The sequence below is a fragment of the Anoxybacillus suryakundensis genome (assembly GCF_001418025.1).
GTDB lineage: Bacteria > Bacillota > Bacilli > Bacillales > Anoxybacillaceae > Anoxybacillus > Anoxybacillus tengchongensis.
This window is the reverse complement of sequence record NZ_LIOK01000013.1, coordinates 1-25,064: the sequence shown is the minus strand read 5'-3', so window position 1 is coordinate 25,064 and position 25,064 is coordinate 1. Positions and strand designations below refer to the sequence as shown.

The window sequence follows — 25,064 nt, the reverse complement described above, 5'->3', positions numbered from 1 at the left end:
ACTTGGTGATGAATAGTGCTATACAATCGGTCTAACATAGATGATATTTATTCCTATTCTTTTTTCTTTGTTTATAATCCTTCACAAACTTTTACGTCTTAGTCGCAACAAAAATGAAAAGCCCACTTCATCAAGCGGGCTTTTATACTCACTCTTTCATCTGAAATAACGCAATCGCACGTTGGCGTTGCAGGCGATGATCGACTGTCGGCGCAGGATAGTTGATGTTGAAGTTGCTTTTCCACGGTTCATGAATATGTGGCGAAGGGAAAAAAGCAAGTTCATGAACATATGTGCGAATATACGTGCCGTCTGGGTCGAATTTTTTCGACTGTTCAATCGGGTTAAACACACGAAAATACGGCACAGCATCCGTCCCAACAGAAGCAGCCCATTGCCACCCTCCAATATTTGATGCTTCATCATAGTCGATTAACATGTGCTGAAAATATTGCTCGCCCATGCGCCAATCGATCAAATAATCTTTTGTTAAAAATGATGCAACAATCATGCGAACACGATTGTGCATCCACCCTTCTTCTTTTAATTGGCGCATCCCTGCATCAACGATTGGAAACCCTGTTTTTCCTTCTTTCCAAGCTTGAAACCGTTCATCATCACGTGACCATGGAAGATGACGATACTTTTCTATAAATGCTTCTGTTTTTGTAAATGGAAAATGCGCGTAAATCATATGGTAAAAATCACGCCATGCTAATTCTTTTATATATGTTTCTACCGCTTCGTCATAGCCATTGCCAAATTGTTGAACAACCGCATGAAAAACCGTCCGAATCGAAATCGTTCCTGTTTTTAAATGTGGGGATAAGCGACTCGTTCCCGCAACGCTTGGAATATCTCGCTTTTTATCATAATTCGGAAGAGCTGATTCGATAAAATGTTGTAGAGTGATCAGCGCATCTTGTTCACTCGTACGTTCCCAACGCTTCGTACACTGTGAAAGCCAGCGCGTAAAAGCGCGTTCGTCATCTTCTGACAGCGGTGTGATATGCAACATATGTGCACTCAATAGATCCATATCAATAGAAAGTGGGAAACGTTTCGGACGTTTCCGCCAGGCACGGTAATACGGTGTATATACTTTATAAGGAGTTCCATCTGCTTTCAGCACATCAAATGCCCCGTGCATATGGGCATCATCATATGTATACACTTCCACCCCATGTTTTTGTAACAACGCCTGAACGTAATCGTCCCGCTCTTTTCCATGCCCAACTTCGTCTTTATTAAAAAATATGGCATTCATACGTGTACAACGAATTAGTCGAACAAATACATCATCCACATCTCCATGCAAAATGTGTACATGTATCCCGTATTGTTGACGCAACGTTTGTCGAAACTGCTCTACTGTTTGAAAAAAATATTCATGGTGATACGTTCGTTCGTTTGAAAAATAAGGGTCAAAGTGAAAGAAAAAAAGAAGTTTCCCTTGTCTTTCTTTCGCCCAATGAAGTGCGTGCACGAGCGCTGTATGATCGTGCAGACGAAAATCTCGGCGAAACCAAACAACTGCTGTATGCATATATCCCATCCTTTCATCTTTTACACGCTCTTATTGTACAATATTTGTTCAATAATTGTATAATAAAAAGAAAAAAGAAGGTGACTATATTGTACGATGTCATAATCGTTGGAACAGGATTTGGAGGAGTAACAACAAGCGCCCTTCTTGCGAAAAAGGGATATCGCACATTGACGCTTGAAGCCGCAAACGAACTCGGTGGATGCGCAGGAAAATTTGAACGGCAGTCGTTTCGCTTTCAAGCAGGAGCGACGCTTGGGATGGGATTTGAAGAAGATGGTGTATTTTCACAACTTTTTCATGAGCTCGGCATGTCCTCTCCTCCCGTTCATTTATTACACACCGTAATGGATGTACACTTTTCTGAGCGGACGATTCGCTATTACCAACAAAAAGAGCGTTGGTTCGAAGAAATTGCCCTACAGTTTCCAAAAGATAGCGGAGCCATCGTCCGTTTTTTTGAAGAAATGTTTTCTCTTGCAGATGCACTCCTTTCTTTTATATATAAACGACCGATGATTCCACCAAAAACGATGAAACATATATTCGAAGCGATACAAAAAGCAGATCGAAAATTATTGAGCGCAGCACCATTTTTATTTCAATCGATCGCAAAACGCCTGCAACATTATGGCATTCGCGACGAGACGTTTATCGCTTTTTTGAACGGCCAACTCGTTGATAGTGTGCAAACAACGATTGAACGTTGTCCTGCTTTACTTGGCGCCGTTGCCTTAAGCATCTTCCATCGCGGTGCATTTTACGTTGAGGGCGGGCTCGCAACCGTTGTTCATGCACTTGCAGAACGTTACAAACAACTTGGCGGAGCACTACGGATGCGTGAGAAAGTCATTTCCATTCGCAAAGAGCACCATTGGCTTGTGACGACAAACCGAAAACAAACATACGAAGCGAAACATGTTGTATTTAATGGCTCTGTCCATAGTATTTTTGCCGTTTTAGATGATTCTATTAAACGTACATTTTCTATTCGCGAAGAAAAAGAAAAAAAGCGCCCGGCTTGGGGAGCGTTTACGATTTACATGGGAGTGGACGACAACTTCCAAACAGATAGCTTATACCATCAATTTATCATTGACAAAACAAAGCCGATGAGTGAAGGAAATCAATTTTTATTGTCCACTTCCGCACCGTTCGATCGACAAATGGCACCTTTAGGAAAGCGTTCCATTACGATTTCGACACATACTGACCCGCTCCGTTGGTGGGAGCGCGATGCGTACGACAACAAGAAAAACATGCTTACACAACGTATATTACAGCGCATTCACGAAACATTCCCTTTAACGAATGTACATGTCGAACTGATCGGTACCCCTGTAACATTTGCTCGCTTTACGCACCGTGCGTTCGGAAAAGTAGGTGGCTATATTCCAAATGATCCCTTCAGTTTGTTGTCCACGTATGCACCACAAACGAATGTCGAAGGGCTTTGGCTTTGCGGAGATACTGTATTTCCTGGTGCAGGCTCGCTCAGTTGCGCATTATCAGGATGGATCGTGGCGAATGCGATTACTATGGACAAATAGCTCTATGCACGAAACATAGAGCTATTTTTTCTCTATTTCGATCGGAATCGCTGCTTTTATTTTTATAGCGACTTTCGGATACGTTAACGCTTGTGTAACGATTGCATCTGGTGCTGGCTTTTGTTCTTTATAATAGACGATTGCTTTGCCATTTTTATATCGGACCTCGGTAACTTCAACCCCATATCCCCCTGTTTTTCTTTCCCCGAGATGAATGATCGCATACGTGGCGTCATCTTGTTGAACCGTGTACGTTTGAAATTGTTTATGTTGTTTATCATATAACTTTTTTACATATAGTGGAAGCTGTTCACCTGTTACAACTTCGTACGCAATCGTTTCTCCCTCTTTATATCGTTCATCCGCTTTTGATACACCGCAAGCAAAGAGAAGCAAAATGCTAAATACAAGAAACGATTTTTTCATACACATTCTCCTTTTTTCTTTTTCTATCTTCATCTTATGCTGAAACGACAACCGTCATCCACATTCATAAATTCTCCATATTTTTATTTTACAATAGTGGCAATAAGATTTAGAAAGGGGATATAACATGTTACGACAACTGTTTATGTTAACTGCGCTCGTTACGTTCACTGCTGCATGCACAAATCATTCTCCACATCATTCAACAGAGCATAAAGAAAAAACGAAACGATCGGACGTATTATCTGGACAAGAAATTCATCTCGTTGCAAAAGAGGGGCAATTGCAAATAAATGACAACATAACCGTTCCTGTTTATACGTATAACGGTTCCGTTCCCGGAGCGCAAATTCGCGTAAAGCAAGGAGAGCGCGTAAAAATTGTCTTTAAAAATGAATTACCAGAACCGACGGCCATTCATTGGCACGGCTATCCTGTTCCAATTAACCAAGATGGCGTACCTGGCGTCACAATGGACGCAGTCAAACCTGGCGAAACATTTACGTATGAATTTACAGCAACGATCCCTGGGACATATTGGTATCATTCGCATCAAAAAAGCGCCGAGCAAGTGGATAAAGGGTTATACGGCACTCTGATCGTCGAACCGAAAAAGGAAGAAAAAGTCGATCGAGACTATACGCTAGTGCTAGACGAATGGATGAGTCAACCAGAAACATCGTCAACAAACGGACATGCTCAGCATACAAATATGCACCACGGTGGCAATGGGATGATGCATGATATGAGCATGTACGATATTTTCACCATAAACGGAAAAAGCGGAACGGCCATTGAACCGTTAAAGGTGAAAAAAGGGGAAAAAGTACGGCTTCGTCTGATTAACGCAGGGTACATGTCCCACAAGCTTCATTTGCACGGACATAAGTTTCAAATTGTCGCAACGGATGGTCAGCCGATCAACAGCCCACAACCAATCAAAGACGAATTGTTGAATATTGCTCCAGGGGAGCGCTACGACATTGAGTTTATCGCCGATAACCCAGGCGAATGGTTATTAGAATGTCACGGGAATATGAAAGGTACTGATGGCATGAAAGTGAAAATTCAATACGAAGGACAAACAAGCCATGCGGACAAAGCGAACGCAAAAGAAACCCTCCCTGTTGTAGATATAACGACATACGGAAAACAAAAACCGACTCAATTTACATTAGACCAAACATATGACGTTGAATACACAATGAATTTAGAAACGGCGATGGGGAAAAATGGGATGGTTTTCACGATTAATGGAAAAACGTATCCTGACACAGCTCCAGTTAACGTGAAAAAAGGCGACTTCGTCAAAGTAAAATTTGTGAACCATTCACCGATGGACGTCCACCCGATGCATTTACACGGACATTTCTTCCAAGTATTAAGCAAAAACGGGAAGCCTATTACAGGCTCTCCATTTATTAAAGATACGTTAAATGTAAATCCGGGTGAAGAATATGTTGTCGCGTTTCAAGCGGATAATCCAGGAAATTGGATGTTCCATTGCCACGACTTGCATCACGCTTCAGCGGGAATGGTCACCGAACTAAAATACAAAGACTACAAATCAAGCTATACGCCAGATCCGAATGATACAACGAATAAAGGGGAATAAAAAAGCTGAAGGGGCTGACCAAAAACGCGAATGCGTCTTTGGATCAGCACCTTTTGAATAACAAGCTATCCCCAAACAGCGCATATGGTTTGAATTGAAATCTAACTTTCATTTAGCAATCGTTCAACGTGCTGTTTTAATACAGGAATCTTATTTCGAACAACATCCCAAACAATTCGGTAATTAATGGAGAAATAACCGTGGATCATCATATCCCTCATGCCAGCCATCTTTCTCCACTCGATATGTGGGGATGCCTGTCTAATTTCGTCTGGAATGTTTTTTGCTGCTTCTCCGATTACTAATATGTTTTTAATGATCGCATCTGATATTAAATCATTATCTAGAAAGTCATCATAAGAAAGCCCTTGGGTGTACTTCTCAATTTTTTCTGCAGCGACCAAAATATCTTGCAAAAAGACGCTAGGATCCCTCTGCATACTTAGCACCTCTTAAAATAATTGGCTTTAATGCCGGCTTAATATCATCTACAATCACTAAATCCACTGTTTTTTGAAAATGATCTTCCAAACTCAGTTTCAACTCCATATAATGATCAAACGTCACTGCATCATCCATAAATTCTACTAACACATCAATGTCACTCGATTCCCTTTGTTCTCCCCGACTGTACGAGCCAAATAACCCGATTCGCTTCACACCATACTTTTTCTTCCATAAATCTAAACATTTCGACATTTCATTAAGGATGTCTTGTTGCGATAGCAAATAAATCCCCTCCTTTTTTCTTTTCCGCTCCTGTTATTTCCATTATAACATCCCGCTTTCCCGATATTCTTCAAAAAGAGAAAAAAACTTTCCCCAGCCGAGAACTCGTTTAGGCGATGACAATGTCCCGCTACGTTCTAGATAAAAAGTGCCCCGTCATCACTTCAGGGCACCTTCCGTATGTCATTTCACATCATATCCTTGCTCTTCAATCGCTTCTTTCAGTTTTTCTACGCTGACCTTTGTTTCATCATAATCTACATCGACCGTACCTTCTTGCAAATGCACCTCTACACGGCTGACGCCATCTAACGTTTGAAGTGCATTTGTCACCGCCGCTTTGCAATGTCCGCATGTCATCCCTTGTACTTGTAATGTAATCGTCATCATCCATTCCTCCTCGAATGTTTATAGTTTCACGCGTTTCAAACGAAGCGCGTTTGTCACAACGGATACAGAGCTAAACGCCATCGCTGCCCCAGCGATCCACGGTTGTAACAATCCAGCTGCAGCGACGGGAATGCCAACGCTATTATAAAATAATGCCCAAAACAAGTTTTGACGAATATTGCGCATCGTTTGCCGACTCAGTTCAATCGCTTTTGGAATGTGCAGCAAATCGCCGCCAACGAGCGTCACATCTGCCGTTTCGATCGCGACATCCGCTCCTGTGCCAATCGCCATCCCAATGTCCGCTTTCGCAAGAGCTGGGGCGTCATTAATTCCATCACCGACCATCGCCACTCGTTTCCCTTGCTTTTGCAGCTGTTCAACGATCGTCGCTTTCTGTTCTGGAAGCACTTCCGAATACACATGTTCTATGCCGACTTGTTTGGCGATCGCTTCGGCTGTTCGTTTGTTATCGCCTGTCACCATATACACATCGATACCCATTTGTTTTAATGTTTGAATCGCTTCTTTGGAGCTTTCTTTTACTGTATCCGCGACAGCAATGATGCCGGCAAGCTGTCCATCGATGGCAACGAGCATGACGGTTTTCCCTTGTTTTTCAAGTTTTACCATTTTATCTTCATGCACAGAAATCTCTACAGAGCGCTCCTTCATCAATTTTCGCGTCCCAATAAGGATGCTTTTTCCGTCAATGACAGCTTCAATTCCGTGACCGGTAATGGCGGAGAAGTGCTCCAATGGCTTCATCGAAATCGCTTGTTTCTTCCCGTATTCGACAATCGCATGAGCCAACGGATGTTCCGAAGCGCTCTCGGCTGAAACGGCATAGTTAAGCATGTTTTCTTGGAATTGTAACACATCGGTCACTTCTGGTTTTCCTTTTGTCACTGTTCCTGTTTTATCGAGTAACACCGCGTTAATTTTATGTGTTCCTTCTAAATACTCACCCCCTTTAAAGAGAATCCCTTGTTCTGCCCCTTTGCCTGTACCGACCATAATCGATGTCGGCGTGGCAAGACCGAGCGCACAAGGACACGCAATGACAAGAACAGCAATCGCCACTTCCAGCGCAGTCGGTAAATCATTTGGCGCCACAATGAAATACCAAATGAGAAAGGATAACACAGCAATGCTAACAACGATTGGAACGAAAATGCCGGAAATCGTATCCGCCATCCGCTGAATCGGCGCTTTCGACCCTTGCGCCTCTTCGACTATTTTAATAATATTGGCGAGTGCGGTATCTTTCCCGACTTTTTCTGCGCGAATCGTTAGTATTCCGTTCGTGTTCATTGTTGCCCCGATCACGAAGTCCCCTTCTTTTTTATCTACCGGAATTGATTCACCAGTAATCATCGATTCGTCAACCGAAGAAGAGCCAGCAATCACCGTACCGTCTACCGGGATTTTTTCTCCTGGCTTGACAAGGATCGTATCTCCGATCATCACTTCTTCGAGCGGAACTTTTCTTTCTTCTCCATGTCGGATAACCGTCGCTTCTTTTGCCTGCAAGCTAAGTAGCTTTGAAATCGCTTCTGTTGTCCGCCCTTTCGCAAGCGCTTCAAAGTATTTGCCGACAAGCACAAGCGTAATCAAGACGGCGCTCGTTTCAAAATATAAGCGCGGTTCATGATTCGTGAGCGCCCGCAACGTTTCAAATAAACTATAAAAATAAGCAGCTGATGTGCCAAGTGCGACAAGAACGTCCATATTCGCGCTCTTGTTTCGTAACGCTCGGTACGCCCCGACATAAAACGGAGCACCGATATAAAACTGAACCGGTGTAGCTAAAAGAAGCTGGAACCACGGATTCATTAACAGATGTGGCATCGGCAAGCCGATATGAAACGGCATATGGGCAACCATCGTATAAAGCAAAGGTAAGGATAAAAGGGTAGAAATAACAAGTTGCCTTTGTTTTTGTTTAAGCCTCTCTTCTTTCCGGCCAGCATCGTCTTGTTCTTCGCTTCGAATCTGCCCTTTGTACCCAAGTTTTTTGATTTTCTCTAAAATGTCTTCGACAGATGTAACGCCTTCTTTATATTCGACAACCGCACTGTTTGTCGCTAAGTTTACCGTAGCGCTTGTAACACCTTCCATCCGATTTAACCCTTTTTCAATCCGTGTCGCACATGCTGCACATGTCATGCCTTCAATATCGAGCGTCACTTTTTCAGCCGCCACGCCATACCCTAACTTTTCAATTTTCGCTTCAATATCGGCAAGGCTATATTTATTCGGGTCGTATTGAACGGTCGCTTTTTCCATCGCTAAATTGACGGTCGCTTCTACCCCGTCCATTTTATTCAACACTTTTTCAATGCGGGCAGAGCAGGCAGCACATGTCATGCCGGTCACCTTTAGTGTCACCGTTCGCATCCATTTTCCCTCCCTTACTTTGAAAATTGCTTAATGACATCCATCAGCTCACGAATGGACGTTTCGCCATTTCCTTCGCGAATCGCTTTCGATACACAATGGCTGACGTGACGTTCTAACAAATTCAATCCGACTTTATTTAACGCGGCCGTGATTGCAGAGATTTGCACTAAAATATCGATGCAATACCGATTGTCCTCGACCATTTTTTGCACACCACGCACTTGTCCTTCAATACGCTTCAAACGTTTAATAATGTTTTCAATTTCTTCTTCCGTGCGCGGAACCATTCGTTGTTCATGAGGCTCACAATGAGACATTTATTTCACCACCTTCACCATACATTATACCGGTAGTGGGTATAAAACTCAACGTGCAAACATACGTCGTACAACAACTATAAATATCCCTAACGCAACGAACGTGAAAATGACTTTCCCTTGCCATGTCCAATTCATCACTTGGTACACCGAATATGCCTCTAACAACAGTGCGGGCAGTTTTCCAAGCGAACTGGCGGCTGTAAAAAGAAGGAGCGACATGCGCCCAATAGCGGCAACGAACGTGACCATTCCTGACGGAACAAAAGGAAGAAGACGCAAAGACAAAACAAGAGAAAAGGCTTCTATCCCTTCTGCCGCAAGCAAACGTCTGACTTTCGGATAGGAAAACCATTTCGTTTCCGAAAGCTGTCGAAACCCTTTTCGATATAAAACGAAAGATACAATCGCCCCAGCCGCTTCCCCGACAAACGATACAAAAGTGCCTTTCCAAAAGCCAAATACCGCCAAGTTAGCGGCAGTGAGAAAGACGCTCGGGACAACGCCCAAAATACTAATGATGACATTCGTTGCTATACTGATTACAAAGGCAAATGGTTCATATGTTCGGAGTAACGCAATCATCTGTTGTTCCATTTATACCCCCCATTTATATCCTACCCCCCAAACGGTTTGCAGAAACTGATCAATCGGAAAACCAGCTTGGCGAAGTTTTTCGCGAATATTTTTCACGTGCGAATCGACGGTTCGTTCTTCTGTATTGGCGTTATACCCCCATAATGTGATGATGAGTTGCTCGCGGCTAAATACTCGATTTGGATGTTTGAGAAAAATCCCTAAAATAGCAAACTCCTTTGGCGTAAGGGAAATATCGCGCTCGGCATATTGAACTTTATGCTGAGCTTCATCCCAAACTAAGCCGTTAAACTCGAGTTTCGTTTGTTTTCCTACAGAACGGCGCAATACCGCCTCGATCCGAGCGAGCAATTCGAATTCGTCAAACGGTTTTGTAATATAATCATCTGCACCTATTTTTAGCCCTTGGACAACGTCTGTCGTCGCATCCCGTGCGGTAACCATAATGATTGGGACATTCGAAAACTCTCGTATTTTTTTACACGTTTCCCATCCGTCCATCTCTGGCATCATGATATCAAGCAATACAAGGTCTGCTTTATTATTTTCTAAATAGCGAATCGCCGCTACTCCTGATTCACATTTCACACAACGGTACCCATTTGGGGTAAGATACAATTCGAATAAATCTAACATTCGTTTTTCGTCATCAACCAATAAAACCGTGTACACCTTCATCACCCCCTCGGCAATGTAATAAGCATAGTTGTTCCTTTTCCGAATTGGCTTGTGGCGGAAATCGAACCGCCGTGCGCTTCGACAATTTCTTTTACAATCGCCAATCCAAGCCCCGTCCCTCCGCCTATTCGCGATCTAGATTTATCCACCCTATGAAATCGTTCAAAAATATGTGGCAAGTCTGCTTCAGGGATCCCTATTCCTTCGTCGGAAATCATGATGATTACGTTCTTTTTCTCTCGTTTGACATGCATTGAAACGGTAGAGCATTCATGGGAATATTTTAACGCATTGTCTAAAAGGTTGGTCATCACTTGTTCAAATCGCTGTCGGTCAATATAGACGGTAACGTTTTCCTCGCAACGATAAATAAGCACCATTTGTTTCGCCTGAAACGCAGGAGCCATTTTCTCGTATATTTTTTTCAAAAAAAGGCACAGTGGGGTCGGCTCTTTCTCAATTTGAAACGAATGTCGGTCCATTTTCGCAAGCTCAAACAAATCTTTCACTAACTTTTGCATACGCTCGGCTTCTTCATAAATAATGGACAAATAGTTCGCTCGTTCTTCCTCGGCGATGTTCGGTCTACGCGCAATATCCGCATATCCTTTCACATATGTAAGCGGAGTGCGCAACTCATGTGAGATGCTCGCTAAAAATTCGTTTCGTTCTTTTTTCAAATATTCCAAATCGGCCGCAAGGGTTTGAATCGCTTTTCCGAGTTGCGCTAACTCGTCTTCCCCTTTTACTTGCAGGCGAACAGAAAAATCCCCCTTGCTTAGTTTCTCGGTCGCTTGTTTCATCCGAATGAGCGGAATCGTAATGACTCTTGATAAGAAAAAAATCGTCATAATCGTCAAAAAGACAGAAACAACTCCAACGACGAGAAAATGATGTTTTAATTTAGAAATCATATTTTGAATGGAAGCCGTCCGCTGAAACATATACACATATCCTTTTGTCTTTCCTTCCATCCGAATCGGGCTGGCGGTAGCGATATACGGTTGTTTTTTCCAGTTGTTTTGCACCACCATCCCGCTATGAGAAATGTGGCGAACATCGGCATGTGGAATGAGTTTTTTCGCAAACGGCAAAATGCGATCAGAAAAATATAAAATATTCCCGTTCGCATCGGTAATGACGACATCCGTTTCTGCTTCCGACTCCATCATCACGACATGTTCTAACGTGGAAAGATGATAGCTTTTTTCCAATACATCCCGATGATTATTCCCTCTTGCCAACAACTGCTCAAATTCCTCATTAATTCTCGCGTTCACAAGCGTCACATACAACGACGCAAATAACACCGTTTCGATTCCTAGCACAAAAACAAAAAACAATAGCCCTAATTTAAATGAAAGTTTTCGCACGAAGATTCCTTCCTTACAGGCGTTTTTCTTTATTATAGCAGAAAAAATATGGAGAAAATGTGGAGGAACGACATGCGCCTGTGAGGTTGAGGCAGGGGACTGCACGATATCTAAACAGATTAGAGATTAGCAAAAAGAAGTAACCAGCTTCATCCGTTAGTTTTAGGGAAGTGGTTACTTCTTTTGGTTTAGTTTATATAGTGACAATCAATGTCCACATTCCAATGATGCCTATTCCTTAAGTAACTTAATTTAGCTTCTGTAGATGAGCAAATTCACTAACATAAATTTACATTGAAACAAAAAGGAAACATGAACCCGATTCCTTGTTTAGAATAGATGTATCCACAACTATCGACAAGGAGGTTCATGTCTCATGAATCGATTAGCACATCATCAAGGAATTCACAAGTTTTTGACGATGCTGAGGTTACCACTTTATTTTTCAAAACCGGTCATGAAGCATCTCGCACACATTGTGGATGCGATGATGACAAAGGGCTTTTCAGGAACGCTGACCGATCTTCATCATGGGAGCTTTTATCCGAACCATCGCACAACACTGAGCCATTTTTTCACGAAAAGTCCGTGTGATGAAGAAACATTGTTTCGCCAACTCCAGAAGTGGGTGCTTCATCGTGTCGAAAGCATAGCTAAACAGAACAATCACCCCTTTTTGTTTCGATCGATGATACGGGTAGCGGCTCGCTTAGGTGTCGATGACTCCAATAAAAAAGGAGCTGTCCAATCAGTAGATTGTTACACTATTGGACGCCCCGTTCGACATGTGCCTAGCACTTAATTATTATTACTCGTACAAAATCCATGCTTTTTCACTTTCTACTTCGCAATTTACCTTTAATTTCTTTGATCTGCAGTCTAACGAAAATGGCAAAACATAATATAGCCACAACCACAATTACTAAGATAGCTATATAAGGTTCGATAAAGTCAGAAATAGGTGTATAACCAAGCATAAATCCCAGTAATGTGGGGATGATTGCATAAACATAATCGGTGTCTTTCGTCTTGATGATGCGAAACAGTAGAAAATAGATAAAGACCACGAGGAAAATTCCGTTTATTTCGTAAGCTCCCACTATAAGCCCTCCTAGTTGCCTGCAGCTGAGTACCCTTTTCTAAAACCATTCGCAAATATGGCTATGTCAGGTATGAAGCCCCATATTCCTATCGCTTTAATCGCTCCTTTAGCTACTCCTTTGGCTACCATTTGTGTTGCTGCTTTTTCGATCCTTCCAACTTCTAATCGTGTTTCTGCTTTAGAAATACGCATTTCTACTTCTGCTCGTGCATTTTTAGCTCCCTTAATCCCTCCCCCCAACAGCCGGACCTACCTTACTAGCAGTATTAGCAGCACCACTCCAATTAAATCCATACGAAGCTGCTACATCCTTTAACCCTTGTTTTGTTTAATTCCTGATTCAATTCTATTCCATGTAGACATTGCTAACCATCCTTTCCACTAGAAATAAAATGTAGTGATAAGTAATGAATATCTGTACATTTATTTATCTTGAATTAAGAAAAATCCAAACAGTATCTCTTATGTTTTTTGATCAAAATGATAGCTATAAGAATTAAAATATTTCTTACCATATGAAAGCTTTTCCCGTCTTATACGAAAAGCACCCTCAGCCAGCTTCCTACCATTTAACAAATACACGAAAAATTTATATTCATTCGCTTTTTGAACATGCTCTAAGAGCTGATTGTGTTCAAATAAAATCACGTGTGCAAAAGTTCTGTGATAACCTCCGCCCTTTCCAGCCGGTATAACGTCTATATTACCGTATACCATTGTATTGTTTTGCTCAATAACGATGACAACAGGCATATCTTTTTTTATATAAAGAAATTCTGTAAACACACATAATTCCCGATCATAAACGCTAAAATCACTTGTTGGCTGTAATGGAAAAAGCACTCCTTGATGATTTTTTTCCACCCCCATGCATGTTAAGCATTTCACTAGGCGAGTATCCTGAAAATACTCATTCATTTTTGCTAATAGGTTGGTACTTATTTCAAGAATTTTTTGCTTCCTAAAGGAAATACTTAATACTTCTTCCTCCCCCTTTTCTACTATATGGCTGAAATCAAAAAAAACCATTAGTCGACTCGATACGACAAGAAATTTCCTTGAACTTCACCTCAATCTCCCTTAAAAAAGGTAAATACAATTTCACAATAAACACATCCAATCGTCGCAATATTCACAATAAAATTTTATCCTTTTTTTGTCAATATGTTACGATGAAAAAAGGCAAAATTTAAGTGATATATCAAAAATAACAAAGGGACGGAGGAGGAAATGGAAACACTAGTCACGATATGTTTTGAATTTGTAGGAGGATTGTTAAATTTTTTGCTTCTAGGTCAGTTTGATTACCTCATAGCAAAACGAAGATTGAAACATATGCAAACAACAAGAGTGATTGAAACACAAAAACCGTTCGACAAAAACACTGTAAATCGTTTGTTAAAAGATCCGAGCATTTCTACATATTTACTTTCAACAACAAACTACAAAAAACTGTTGCATGATAAAGATATACAAAAACAGTTCAACAAAGCGATCAGCAAATATGTATAAATCGCCCATGACAAAGGTGGGCGATTATATTTTTTCTTTGTATAAAGATGCTGTGCTAATTAATATGACTCCTGCCAACAAAAATGAAACGTATGCGACAAGTGGCGCAGCGCCTTGATTTTTCACGCCAATTCCAACAAACGCCCAAACAAATACAATTGGATATATGTAATCGTGTTGTCGGATCATGAACAGAAGAGCTAAAGCTGTTGCAACAAGTAACATCGCAATCGCCCAAAATACTTCAGGTAACCCGAGTCCGTCCCAACCATTGTATTTTAAAAAAAAGGAAATGTTTGCAATTGTCGCAACGCTAATCCAACTGAGATACACAGAAAATGGGAGCAAATCAAGACTTGTTGAATTCGTACGCTTAACAGCCATATATAACGAAATAAGGGTTAAAAGAAGAGAAACCATTACAATAACAGAAAAAAGAAAATATTCATAATGCCATACGACAATCCATAACGCATTAAACATACAGCTAGCTATAAAAGGAATAAACGCTTGGCGGTACATAGGTAAATGGCGACGAGAAGTTGGGATTTGTCTAAAAATCCAAATCGCTAATAGCACATAAATAAAGCCCCAAATCGAAAATACGTACCCTGCAGGTGTAAACAAGACGTTAACTTTACGCGATATGTCTCCTGTCGTCTGACCATTTAACGGAAGCCACTCAGCCATCACATTCACAAACACCATCCCGACATACGCTATAACATAACCAATAAGTCGCCCCATCGCTATCCTCCAACTCTTTTCTTTATCATTTATATTATTCCTTTTATATGGACACGATAACCGTTTATAACAAAAAGAGACGGTTTCTGTCCCGCCTCTTTTACACTCGCTCACCCCATATATCTTTCAACGTCCACGCTTCAACAGCAAGCACGGTCAATTTTCCACCTTCTGCAAACAATTCAATCCCTTGGCTCGTTTCAGATGGATATATTCTCCCTGTCATCACAAGCCGACCATCGTTGACGAATAACTCAACAGAAGAACGGTCAATAAAAACATGGAACGTGACAACGTCTTCTTGCTTATCCAATATGGCACGACGAATGCCTCCCTCTCCTTTTCCGGATCGGTTTCGGTCAAATGTAACGAAAGCGTCTTTTACGTCATAGCGGAAAACCGTTTCTTCACTTCCGTCTTCCGCACAGCGCACCTTTACACCAAATGCATTCCCACGAAAATCGGCTAATGAAAAACGAACGAGCAATTCTAGTCGATCGCCTTGAACTGGAAGTGTGTGCGTTCCGTCGTTTACTGAAATCGATTCCAGCCTCACGTGCTCTTGGCGCAATAATTGCAATTCCGGCACCGGCTTCATCAATAGCTTCTCATCATCTGCTAATTCCAAAAGACGCGGAATCGTCAACGCTCCTGCCCAACCGTGCGCTTGCGTCGGCATTGGTGACTCCCACATATCCATCCAGCCGAACAAAATACGCCGACCTTTTTCATCTTCAAACGTTTGCGCAGCGTAAAAATCAAATCCTTTATCCAACTCTTCAAACGCTCCGTGCGCTAGTTTTCCCGTTTCATAATCGAGCGTTCCGACAAGGTAACCAGTTTGATGAAGGTTTTGAAAACGATGGTCGTCTGGTTCGATTCCTTGTGGGGAAAACAGCAATATATCTTTGCCGTTCAAATGAAAGACGTCTGGGCACTCCCACATATATCCTAAGCTACCATCGCTTTCAGCCATGATATTTACATATTCCCAATGACGCAGATCTTTCGATTTATATAAAACAACTTTTCCGTTATTCCCCTCTCTTGTCCCGAGTACCATATACCAGTCGTCTCCATGTTTCCACACTTTTGGATCGCGAATATGGCCTTGGCAGTCAAACGGAGGCTCAGCTAAAACAGGGTTCGCTTCGTCCTTTTCAAAATGAATGCCGTCTTTGCTTGTCGCAATGCATTGGTATTGCTTCAACTCCGTTTGTTCCTCGTTCATCCAGACATTTCCGGTGTAAATGAGCGTGAGCACGCCATTGTCATTGACTGCACTTCCTGAAAAACAGCCGCCTTCGTCGTACCATTCGCTCGGCGCAAGCGCAATCGGTACACGTTCCCAATGTACAAGGTCGTTACTTTTCACATGCCCCCAGTGCATCGGCCCCCATGTTGGATTGTCGGGATGAAATTGATAAAATACGTGGTACTCCCCATTCCATTGAATCAATCCGTTTGGATCATTCATCCAGTGTACCGGAGCCATAATATGATATGCTAGCCGGTATGTGCCGCCCATGTTTTGTTTGGCAAGCTGTACTCGTGTTTCTACCTCGTGAATGTGCTTCGTATGTTTCGACATAAATTTGCCCCTTTCTCTTTGTTTATATATCAAGAAATGAAAAAATATGATGTGTAGAGAACTTTATGTTCGGAAATAAAGTGGAACGTCATTTCTCCAATTACACCTTCCCCCTCCATGCTCGTACGAAGCCGGGGGCATGAGCACAGGAGTGCCTTCGTACAACTCCATTCGTCGTTCTCCGAAAAGCTCAAAAAACTCGGCAAACGTATATAGTCGTTTTTCTTCACGCTCACTCATCCATCCCACCTTCGCCTGTTTTTTCATTCCTATTCATCCATTGTTCTAAATGATGCACCGCAATGCCGGAAAAACTTTTTGTACGAGCATAATGTTGCTGAACGATCGCTAATTGTTCATTCATATACGTTTCGCTCTCTTCAACAAATGAAACGTGATCTCCTTCCTCAACTTGTCCTGTTTCCACACCGATAACAATCGATTTGTTGTACTTTTTCGCAAAGTTCATTTCTTTTTTTACAATGTTAATGATTGCCTTTGCTTCATCGCGATACGCCATGATCGCCACACCGTCTGTATGTGCAATCACCCATTCCGCTAAGTTGCCGTTCACGTATTGTACTTCATCAAACCAAAACGGGATGTCGACTTCAAAACGTAGCGATCGTTCGCTTGAGAGCTGACGTGTGCGCTGTAAAAGTGTTTGATACGAAACGATCGCTTCTTCTCGGTTCGTACGCCAACGTTCATGCAAGTACGGTTCAACGTCTAAGTGTACACCGCTAAACTTTTCATTTTGTTCGGCAGCGCTTTCATATCGGTCAATCCATCGGAATAAACGTTCAATTCCTTCGTTCGTTTCAATCCAATGCGGTGCTCCATCTAGTACATAAACACGAATCCCTTTTTCGGTTGCATGCCGAACAAATTGACGGTACGTATCAATAGGGATTTCTTCGTCGATTTGTACGTATACATCGCTTATTTGCTTCTTTTCTAAAAATGAAAAGATGCGTTCTTCATTTTTCACAAGCAGCCACGGATTCCAAAGCCATGTGGCGCGCATGAGCTGTCTTTCTTGCGCAAACAAATATACTCCTCCCACAACAAGGACGAATAAAAATGCGATGATGCCAACAATTTTTTTCATCTATATCCCTTCCCACACATATCGATTATCTTTATTTTACTATGTTTTGCATAGAAAAGAGAATGACAAAACGACTTTTTTCACATGATATATAAAAAAAGTGGGGATGAAAAATGAATGCATTTTTCTTATTTTTGTCTTTATTCGTTATGGCGACCACACCTGTTCAGCGAATGAATGACGATATTGTTTGGAACGTTCCGACCGATGAAAAAATGGTCGCTATTACGTTTGATGACGGACCGGATATGTTATATACGCCTGACATTTTAACAATTTTAAAGCAGTATGACGCAAAAGCGACTTTTTTCGTCGTTGGATTTCGAGCGGAAAAATACCCTGACATTATAAAACGCCAAATGAACGAAGGACATGAAATTGCCAATCATACGTATAAACATCTCGATTTTCGCGGCAAGTCAAAACAAACGATTGAAGAGGAAATAAAAAAAAGCGAAGATGTCATATATCAAATAACAGGAAAACGACCGACTTTGTTTCGTCCCCCGCTCGGTTACTACAATAAACGTATCATTGACATTGCTAAGCAACGAGGATATACCGTCGTGATGTGGTCAAAACATCAAGACACGTATGACTGGAAAAACCCTGGAACAAGCCGCATCGTGCGCCGTGTCATTAGCCATATTCAACCTGGGCAAATTATTTTATTTCACGACCATGGAAGCGGCAGTCGAAAACAAACGGTTCAAGCATTAAAAGAAATTTTGCCGATTTTAAAAGAAAAAGGGTATACGTTTGTCACTGTCTCGGAGCTGTTAAAACACCATCCAAACTATCGCGATTTGAACTTGTAGCACCTTTCATGTAAGCATATATTTTGATTTTTCAGCCCATCCATCTCATAATAAAAGGGACAAATATTGGAAAGGGGCAAAGTGATGAAAAGTTTACAAGATGGTGCCACGTTACATAATGGAGTTCGCATGCCATGGCTTGGATTAGGCGTTTATAAAGTACAAGCAGGAGACGAAGTAAACAGAGCTGTTCGCACAGCGCTTGAAGTTGGCTATCGTCACATTGATACAGCTGCATTTTACCAAAATGAAGAAGGTGTCGGTCAGGCGATTCGTGAATCAGGCATTCCACGCGATCAAATTTTTGTTACAACAAAAGTATGGAACAGTGACCAAGGATATGAAGCGACATTAAAAGCATTTGACACAAGCCTAAAAAAACTCGGCTTTGATTATATTGATTTGTACTTAGTACATTGGCCTGTCAAAGAAAAATATAAAGAAACGTACAAGGCGCTTGAAAAGTTATATAAAGACGGTTTTGTGCGCGCGATCGGTGTTAGTAACTTCCAAATCCATCATTTAGAAGACATTCTTGCTGATTGTGAGATTAAACCGATGGTCAACCAAGTCGAGTTTCATCCGCGTTTTACACAAAAACCGCTTCTTGCCTTTTGTAAACAACACGACATTCAATTTGAAGCATGGTCACCACTCATGCGTGGCGGTGAACTGCTAAACGAGCCAACGCTTGTAAACATTGCACAAAAATATAATAAAACTCCAGCCCAAGTCATTTTGCGCTGGGACTTGCAACATGAAATCGTTACTATTCCAAAATCTGTAACACCTCAACGAATCGCGCAAAACGCAAACATTTTTGACTTTGCATTAACGAAAGAAGAGATGGATGCGATTGATGCGCTAAACGAAAACCACCGCATCGGTCCAGATCCAGATCATTTTGATTTCTAAAGGGGCAATTCATCGCCCCTTTCTTTCTTTTTTTTGATGCCTAACCATTGCGATCAAAAGAAGGAAGATAGGAATGATCATTTGAAGAGGAACGTGCATATAAATTGTAACAATTCGAAGCCCTTCTTTAATATGCTCAGCAAAATTGCTTGCAATGGCAAGAGACAAAAACAAGACTGAAATGCCTAGCGGATAAACAAGACGTTGATATTGTTTAAGCGCAAATAAGTCAGCCACGCCGATAACTCCTGCGTAAAAAAAGACGCCGACTTTGAAAAATCCGCCGACAATTAATGCAATCATAAATAGTACATCTAACCGTTCTAAAAAATTTGCCACGCGAATTTCTTGAATCGTATTTAGTAGTGGAAAAGTTGAACGTGAAACAATATCTGCGCCTAATACAGCTACATTCATCCCCATAATCATTGCTAAATTTATGCCACTTAACAATAATGCAAGAAACCCTGCCTTCCACACTTTTTCTTCCTTTTGTAAATAAGGAAAAATCATTGTAAAAACAACAAGTTCTCCAAACGGAACATATAATGTTTGCGTAAATACAACATGAAAAATGCGCGGCCATCCCTCTTCTAATATTGGTTGTAAGCGACGAACATCTATCTCTCCTGCGATAATAATCAGCACGAAACCTAACATAAGTATCCAATAAAGGGAAAAGAAAAATAATTGACTCGCTCGTGCGATCACTTCAATCCCTTTATATACAGCATACATCACAGTCAACATCATGACCGCATTTAAAATAAACAAAGGTGTCTCAGGGTATGCAAACGTTAATAACAGCTCTCCAAAATCACGCAATACACGAGCAGAAATATATAAAAAATAAAGCACATATATGAGCGCAAGTACTTTTCCAAAGAAGGGACCAACAATGCGCTGACTATACGATGTAAAAGGGAGATTCGGATAGTACGTGAAAAGGCGATAATAGACAAACAACAATCCGACACCGAAAACCATGCCGCATAAAATGGCAAGCCAAACATCTTGTTTCGCATCCACCCCAAGTGGAATAACCATCGCGCTACCATGTTCAAATAAAATGGCAAGCATAAATAGCTGTCGCGCACTTATACGCGCTCGCTCCACTTTCTCACCGCCTTTTCACTGAATATATGAACGAGTTCGCAATCCTGTTCTTCGAATAAATGATTCCACCTTTACTTGAACATCTAATTTCGGGAAATATTTATCATTCCACATTTTTTTCATCTTCTTCCATTCTTTTGGATATGTACGATGAACAACTTCTCCGAATCCGAAAATATCGCTTTTTTTCTTTTGAGCAACATGTACCGCTTTTTCAATTTCTGATTTAATCTCTTGTTGCATCACTTTTTCGAGTGCAACGATTTGTTTTGGATCGGTAAAGTCAATCGCAACAAATGTTTCACCAATATCTCCTTCTGTTGCAACTGTAACAAATATGATAGGCTTCCCATTTCTTAATTGTGCTGTCACTTTTGTTTTTGCCCGCACTACTTTATAAGACAATGCTTCTTTTTCTCCTTTCCAATCAACTGTGACGGCTGTCTGTTTTATTTTATCGAGAATCCATAATACTCCTCGCGCGTCTTCTTTTCCAATCCATCCGACAAGCTTTCCTCTTTTAAAAATGGCTAATTCACTAGCTCGAAGACGTGCAGTAGGCTCCATCGTACGAACATTTTCTTGATCGTCGCTATGCTTTCGATTTCCGTCTACATGAAAGCTGCTCATGATGACTTCCTTTCCAGCAAGCGAAAAACTTTCAATTACTTCCCGTAAACGAGTGCCAACATTTTCTCCCCACATCATTTCTGTTAATTCTAACGTTTTAATCATTTGATTTGCTGGGATTTTATCGACTGGCGTGAGCACAGATAACAATTGCTTTGCTGTTTGCTTACGAGCAATCACAATATTTGCTGTTGGGCGAAATTGCGGATTACGCTCAACAACATCAAAAATTTGCTGAATTCCTTCCTTCGCAAGTTCTTCCCCAACCACAACAAGATTCGTATGAGCGTAGTATGGAATGCGGGATATTTGCTTCGACGCTTTCCGACTCGCCTCCACTAACGTATCGCCTGTTGAGGTATATAAAGCTACAGGAAGCCCCGTACTTCCCCCTCCTCTTTGCGTCGCCCCTGCTACGTTCCCAGGATTGACGACTTGAAACGTCGATATATACTTTCCATCCTTTTTATCTATACCAACTGCAATAATTAATGCTAAATCCCTTAACTCCTTTTTACTCCAACATCCGAAAAGTAGCGTACATATGAACAACATAAAAATAAGAAAAGGATATCGTTTAATTTTCATCCCCTTCTCTCCTCATTTCCTGATTAGGCTTCGGACGTTGTTCGTCCCCTTGACGAACGATATTTGTTTCTTCTGCAATACCATGTGGTCGATCAGTTAATGCCCATAAAGGAAAACGTACGAACGTATCACGTAAATTCATTGGAATAAGCGGAGCGAGCGGTGTCATATACGGTACACCAAACGAACGAAGACTACATAAATGAATAGTCATCCAAATTAATCCAATTAAAATACCATAAAAACCAAATAATGCAGCTAACACCATTAACAGAAAACGAATGAGACGCGCGGAAACTGCAATGGCAAATGATGGTGTAGCAAAACTAGCGATCGCTGTAATCGATACAACAATAACCATGACGGAAGAAACAAATCCCGCTTCGACCGCTGCTTGTCCAATGACTAGTGCACCAACAATCGATACAGCTTGTCCCACAGTTCGGGGCAACCGCACTCCAGCCTCGCGTAAAATTTCAAACGTTACTTCCATAATAACGGCCTCTACAAACGCAGGGAACGGAACAGATTCACGTTGTGCGGCAATCGCAATAACGAGAGAAGTCGGGATCATTTCTTGATGAAATGTCGTCGCTGCAATATACAGAGACGGCGCAACAAGTGAGATGAAAAATACGAGTATGCGTAAAAAACGAAGGGCTGTTGCAATATCAAAACGTGCATAATAATCTTCAACCGCTTGAAAAAATTGAATAAACACCGCTGGTGCAATAAGAACAAAAGGCGTCCCTTCTACAAAAATAGCAACACGTCCTTCTAATAAGTTTGCTGCAACACTATCCGGACGTTCTGTATGATAAATGGTTGGAAACGTCGTAAACGTTTCATCTTCAATGAATTGTTCAATATAACCGGATTCTAGTACACCGTCCATACAGATGCGTTGCAGTCTGCTACGTACTTCTTCGACAATGTTGTCATCCGCAATTCCTTTCATATACATTATACGTACGTTTGTGTGTGTCACCTCACCAACTGTAATGGCTTCTACCCATACATGTGGATGTTGAATGCGTCGTCGCACCATGGCTACATTTGTTGTTAGTGATTCTGTAAACCCTTCGCGTGGTCCACGGATAGATAATTGTGTGCTCGGTTCTGTAATAGCACGGTACTCTCCACCTTTTACCGCTATACTAATTGCCTCTTGCATACCGTGAATAAATAAAATGCTTTCCCCAGACATGAGCAAGGAAAATACGTCATTCCATTGTTTCACACGTCTCGTTGTATTGGCTGTAGCGATCTTTTTCTCAATATATTCTAATTGATCACAACACATTGAAGGAAAAGACAGTTGTACACTGGCTTCAATGAACAATTGCTGAACCATATTTTCATCAACCATTCCACTAACAAAACAGAGCGCTGACGAAAGATTGTCTTCCTTCCCAAGCCAAAAACGGCGAATGACAATATCTGCACTATTCCCCGTTATATTACGTACCTTTTCTATATTTGCGTGTAAATCTCGCTCAATCGTCCCATATATTCCTTCTTGCGCTACTTTATCACATGGATATGCTTGCTTTTTGTTCTGATTTCTCAACCGCAACCACATTCGCCTCTCTCCATTCACTATCGCTTATGGTTAGAATAAGCAATAAATACATATGTTATGCAAAAAGGAATAAAACACGTCAAAAAGTTGCACGCTAGTCCAAAAAAGATATTCATGGAGATGAACAAATGAAACTTGTCGTCATTTCTGTTCTTATCCCTATGTTGTTAGGTGGCCTAGCCATCAGTATGAATGTATTGTTAGGGATGAGCATGTACCAAGCGTTTATTGATATTTTTAATCCATTTAAAGTGATGGAGCCCATCGAACTAGGCGTGTTGTTTTTTCTGATCGTCCCATGGATACTTGATACATCCCTCCATCTGTTTCGAAAAAAAAGTCAAAACAAAAAAACCGAACAGCGCTCGCGTTAAGCGAACACCGTTCGGTTTTTTTGTTTTCTCATGCCTAAAGGAACATATACGCAAAACGGTTCACTTTCCATATAATCGCCTGTGACTGCATATGCACGAGCACGTGATCCGCCACAAACGTAGCGAAATTCACAAATGCCACATTTCCCTTTATATAAATCTGGTTGGCGTAATTGTTTCATCACTTCCGATTCACGATAAATGCGCGCTAAAGGTTGTTCACGTACGTTGCCGCATACGATCGGAAGTAAGCCACTTGGCATGACATCTCCTGTGTGGGAAACGAAAACGAAGCCGTTACCATCATTCACGCCTTTTGGCGCTCGTTTTAATCCGTCAATGATTGAAGCACGGTCAGTCGTCATCGCATGTTCATAACGAATATCCCCTGCTTCAATTTGTTTTTCTCGCATTTTTTGTTGAATGACAACACGACGATAATGTTGCGCTGCTGTCGTTTTAATATCATATGGTGCTGTTTTACTTAATTCATATAACCAACGAAACACTTCTTCATGTTCAGCTGGAGTAATGCAGTCATTCATTTGCCCACGACCTGTTGGAACGAGTAAAAAAATGTACCACATCACTGCATTTAAATCGCCAACTAATTTCGCCATCTGTTCTAAATGATTGTAGTTATAGCGCGAAATGACGGTATTCACTTGCAACGGCATATGCAGTTCGTTTAAATAGCGGATGTTTTCAATCGTTAAATCAAATGATCCTGGTGTACCGCGAAATCGATCATGAATGTCAGCCGTCGGCCCATCTAAGCTAAATGCCCAGCGCGACAATCCAATCTCTTTTGCTTTTTTCATTTTTTCTTTCGTCACATTGGGCGTTGCACTCGGTGTAATCGAAACACGCATTCCTTTTTTCATCGCATACTCAGCAAGATCAAACAGATCTTCACGCATCATACAGTCTCCGCCCGTAAATACAAGCATTGGATTGTTCATTTCATATATCTCATCAATTAATCGAAGACCTTCTTCATATGTTAGTTCACGCGGATCAGGGAGAGGCTGGGCGTCCGCACGACAATGTACACATTTTAACTGACACGCTCTCGTCACTTCCCAAATGACGATAAACGGATTTTCATTATAATCTACCACATGCGCATGTTTATGCATATTCCATCACCAGCTTCTTGTGTTGTTTTTCACATTCATTATAGGCTCATTTTTTAATGACACACGCGCATGTTTTTGACGATTTTTTAAACATCGTTATGCTAAAATGGAACAAGGAAAAGGTAGCGTCAAAAAATCTATGAAAAGTCATCACGGGCTACCTTTTGAAGGGAAATAAAGGGGATGGTGGAATCGGATTCGCCCTTGACCAACAC

The 25,064-nt window shown here is 41.4% G+C and carries 27 protein-coding genes and 1 pseudogene; 7 read left to right on the top strand and 21 right to left on the bottom strand.

The annotated features are described in order from the left end of the window. Window positions 1-148 precede the first annotated feature (148 nt). A complete protein-coding gene (locus ASC42_RS09865; RefSeq protein WP_082435719.1) occupies window positions 149-1,555 on the bottom strand; it encodes a cryptochrome/photolyase family protein in 1,407 nt (468 codons plus the stop codon). An 80-nt stretch (window positions 1,556-1,635) separates the two neighbouring features. Between ASC42_RS09865 and ASC42_RS09860 the strand changes: the two genes are divergently transcribed. Then, window positions 1,636-3,096, top strand: a complete 1,461-nt coding sequence (locus ASC42_RS09860; RefSeq protein ID WP_055441598.1) for a phytoene desaturase family protein — start codon at window positions 1,636-1,638, stop codon at window positions 3,094-3,096. Between the two features lie 21 nt (window positions 3,097-3,117). Here the strand turns inward: ASC42_RS09860 and ASC42_RS09855 are convergent, their stop codons facing one another. Continuing rightward, window positions 3,118-3,522 (bottom strand): protease complex subunit PrcB family protein, encoded by a 405-nt coding sequence (locus tag ASC42_RS09855; protein WP_245191185.1) that lies wholly within the window; start codon window positions 3,520-3,522, stop codon window positions 3,118-3,120. Window positions 3,523-3,649: 127 nt separating this feature from the next. Here ASC42_RS09855 and ASC42_RS09850 point away from each other — a divergent pair, with 127 nt between their 5' ends. Further along, on the top strand, window positions 3,650-5,137 hold the full coding sequence (locus tag ASC42_RS09850) for a multicopper oxidase family protein (RefSeq protein ID WP_055441596.1): 1,488 nt from the start codon (window positions 3,650-3,652) through the stop codon (window positions 5,135-5,137). Between the two features lie 101 nt (window positions 5,138-5,238). On the opposite strand, the gene ASC42_RS09845 is transcribed toward ASC42_RS09850, so the two are convergent. The 8 genes from ASC42_RS09845 to ASC42_RS09810 all read right to left on the bottom strand — a co-directional run bounded on the left by ASC42_RS09845 (window position 5,239) and on the right by ASC42_RS09810 (window position 11,624). Continuing rightward, the gene (locus ASC42_RS09845; protein ID WP_055441595.1) at window positions 5,239-5,577 is read right to left on the bottom strand and encodes a HepT-like ribonuclease domain-containing protein; all 339 of its coding nucleotides are present in this window, start codon (window positions 5,575-5,577) and stop codon (window positions 5,239-5,241) included. Continuing rightward, entirely contained in the window at window positions 5,561-5,836 is a 276-nt protein-coding gene (locus ASC42_RS09840; protein ID WP_055441628.1) for a nucleotidyltransferase family protein, read from the bottom strand. The genes ASC42_RS09845 and ASC42_RS09840 overlap by 17 nt, the downstream gene beginning before the upstream one ends. 213 nt (window positions 5,837-6,049) lie before the next feature. Next, window positions 6,050-6,253: a copper chaperone CopZ gene (gene copZ / locus ASC42_RS09835; protein WP_035019187.1), complete on the bottom strand. Its 204-nt coding sequence runs from the start codon at window positions 6,251-6,253 to the stop codon at window positions 6,050-6,052. 21 nt (window positions 6,254-6,274) lie between these two features. Further along, window positions 6,275-8,656, bottom strand: a complete 2,382-nt coding sequence (locus tag ASC42_RS09830; protein ID WP_055441594.1) for a heavy metal translocating P-type ATPase — start codon at window positions 8,654-8,656, stop codon at window positions 6,275-6,277. A gap of 14 nt (window positions 8,657-8,670) precedes the next feature. Beyond that, the gene (locus ASC42_RS09825; protein WP_055441593.1) at window positions 8,671-8,976 is read right to left on the bottom strand and encodes a metal-sensing transcriptional repressor; all 306 of its coding nucleotides are present in this window, start codon (window positions 8,974-8,976) and stop codon (window positions 8,671-8,673) included. A gap of 48 nt (window positions 8,977-9,024) precedes the next feature. After that, complete coding sequence (locus tag ASC42_RS09820; RefSeq protein WP_055441592.1) at window positions 9,025-9,573, bottom strand: TVP38/TMEM64 family protein; 549 nt, start codon at window positions 9,571-9,573, stop codon at window positions 9,025-9,027. Beyond that, a complete protein-coding gene (locus tag ASC42_RS09815; RefSeq protein ID WP_055441591.1) occupies window positions 9,574-10,245 on the bottom strand; it encodes a response regulator transcription factor in 672 nt (223 codons plus the stop codon). It lies immediately after the preceding gene. Between the two features lie 5 nt (window positions 10,246-10,250). Continuing rightward, window positions 10,251-11,624 (bottom strand): sensor histidine kinase, encoded by a 1,374-nt coding sequence (locus ASC42_RS09810; protein ID WP_055441590.1) that lies wholly within the window; start codon window positions 11,622-11,624, stop codon window positions 10,251-10,253. A gap of 376 nt (window positions 11,625-12,000) precedes the next feature. Here ASC42_RS09810 and ASC42_RS09805 point away from each other — a divergent pair. Then, window positions 12,001-12,320: pseudogene (locus ASC42_RS09805) on the top strand (IS701 family transposase); the annotation flags it as partial. A gap of 137 nt (window positions 12,321-12,457) precedes the next feature. On the opposite strand, the gene ASC42_RS09800 reads toward ASC42_RS09805, so the two are convergent. The 3 genes from ASC42_RS09800 to ASC42_RS09790 form a co-directional block, all read right to left on the bottom strand. Next, a complete protein-coding gene (locus tag ASC42_RS09800) occupies window positions 12,458-12,724 on the bottom strand; it encodes a hypothetical protein (RefSeq protein WP_055441588.1) in 267 nt (88 codons plus the stop codon). Window positions 12,725-12,735: 11 nt separating this feature from the next. Further along, window positions 12,736-12,966 carry a hypothetical protein gene (locus tag ASC42_RS09795; protein ID WP_245191184.1) on the bottom strand — a complete coding sequence of 77 codons (231 nt, stop codon included), beginning with the start codon at window positions 12,964-12,966 and terminating at the stop codon, window positions 12,736-12,738. 222 nt (window positions 12,967-13,188) lie between these two features. After that, entirely contained in the window at window positions 13,189-13,755 is a 567-nt protein-coding gene (locus ASC42_RS09790; RefSeq protein WP_245191183.1) for a hypothetical protein, read from the bottom strand. Between the two features lie 201 nt (window positions 13,756-13,956). Here ASC42_RS09790 and ASC42_RS09785 point away from each other — a divergent pair, with 201 nt between their 5' ends. Beyond that, complete coding sequence (locus tag ASC42_RS09785) at window positions 13,957-14,238, top strand: hypothetical protein (protein WP_055441587.1); 282 nt, start codon at window positions 13,957-13,959, stop codon at window positions 14,236-14,238. A gap of 24 nt (window positions 14,239-14,262) precedes the next feature. On the opposite strand, the gene ASC42_RS09780 is transcribed toward ASC42_RS09785, so the two are convergent. The 4 genes from ASC42_RS09780 to ASC42_RS09770 all read right to left on the bottom strand — a co-directional run bounded on the left by ASC42_RS09780 (window position 14,263) and on the right by ASC42_RS09770 (window position 17,687). Then, complete coding sequence (locus tag ASC42_RS09780; RefSeq protein WP_055441586.1) at window positions 14,263-14,985, bottom strand: TspO/MBR family protein; 723 nt, start codon at window positions 14,983-14,985, stop codon at window positions 14,263-14,265. 100 nt (window positions 14,986-15,085) lie between these two features. Then, the gene (locus ASC42_RS09775; RefSeq protein WP_055441585.1) at window positions 15,086-16,576 is read right to left on the bottom strand and encodes a glycoside hydrolase family 32 protein; all 1,491 of its coding nucleotides are present in this window, start codon (window positions 16,574-16,576) and stop codon (window positions 15,086-15,088) included. 63 nt (window positions 16,577-16,639) lie between these two features. Next, window positions 16,640-16,816, bottom strand: coding sequence for a hypothetical protein (locus tag ASC42_RS13935; RefSeq protein ID WP_245191182.1), 177 nt, complete (start codon window positions 16,814-16,816; stop codon window positions 16,640-16,642). Continuing rightward, window positions 16,809-17,687 (bottom strand): hypothetical protein, encoded by an 879-nt coding sequence (locus tag ASC42_RS09770; RefSeq protein ID WP_055441584.1) that lies wholly within the window; start codon window positions 17,685-17,687, stop codon window positions 16,809-16,811. Before ASC42_RS09770 ends, ASC42_RS13935 begins: the two co-directional genes overlap by 8 nt. A gap of 113 nt (window positions 17,688-17,800) precedes the next feature. On the opposite strand from ASC42_RS09770, the gene ASC42_RS09765 reads away from it, so the two are divergent. Both ASC42_RS09765 and ASC42_RS09760 read left to right on the top strand, forming a co-directional pair. Beyond that, a complete protein-coding gene (locus ASC42_RS09765; RefSeq protein WP_055441583.1) occupies window positions 17,801-18,505 on the top strand; it encodes a polysaccharide deacetylase family protein in 705 nt (234 codons plus the stop codon). Window positions 18,506-18,589: 84 nt separating this feature from the next. Then, window positions 18,590-19,420, top strand: a complete 831-nt coding sequence (locus ASC42_RS09760) for an aldo/keto reductase (protein WP_055441582.1) — start codon at window positions 18,590-18,592, stop codon at window positions 19,418-19,420. Window positions 19,421-19,429: 9 nt separating this feature from the next. On the opposite strand, the gene ASC42_RS09755 is transcribed toward ASC42_RS09760, so the two are convergent. Genes ASC42_RS09755 through ASC42_RS09745 form a run of 3 tightly spaced genes read right to left on the bottom strand, consistent with a single transcriptional unit; the run spans window position 19,430 to window position 23,336 of the window. Then, window positions 19,430-20,536: a GerAB/ArcD/ProY family transporter gene (locus ASC42_RS09755; RefSeq protein WP_055441581.1), complete on the bottom strand. Its 1,107-nt coding sequence runs from the start codon at window positions 20,534-20,536 to the stop codon at window positions 19,430-19,432. Window positions 20,537-20,551: 15 nt separating this feature from the next. Continuing rightward, window positions 20,552-21,748 (bottom strand): Ger(x)C family spore germination protein, encoded by a 1,197-nt coding sequence (locus tag ASC42_RS09750; RefSeq protein ID WP_055441627.1) that lies wholly within the window; start codon window positions 21,746-21,748, stop codon window positions 20,552-20,554. Then, complete coding sequence (locus tag ASC42_RS09745; RefSeq protein ID WP_082435717.1) at window positions 21,744-23,336, bottom strand: spore germination protein; 1,593 nt, start codon at window positions 23,334-23,336, stop codon at window positions 21,744-21,746. Before ASC42_RS09745 ends, ASC42_RS09750 begins: the two co-directional genes overlap by 5 nt. A gap of 128 nt (window positions 23,337-23,464) precedes the next feature. On the opposite strand from ASC42_RS09745, the gene ASC42_RS09740 reads away from it, so the two are divergent. Beyond that, window positions 23,465-23,710 (top strand): YczF family membrane protein, encoded by a 246-nt coding sequence (locus ASC42_RS09740; protein ID WP_055441580.1) that lies wholly within the window; start codon window positions 23,465-23,467, stop codon window positions 23,708-23,710. Here the strand turns inward: ASC42_RS09740 and ASC42_RS09735 are convergent. After that, window positions 23,707-24,849: a TIGR04053 family radical SAM/SPASM domain-containing protein gene (locus ASC42_RS09735; RefSeq protein WP_055441579.1), complete on the bottom strand. Its 1,143-nt coding sequence runs from the start codon at window positions 24,847-24,849 to the stop codon at window positions 23,707-23,709. The genes ASC42_RS09740 and ASC42_RS09735 overlap by 4 nt on opposite strands. Window positions 24,850-25,064: the final 215 nt, after the last annotated feature.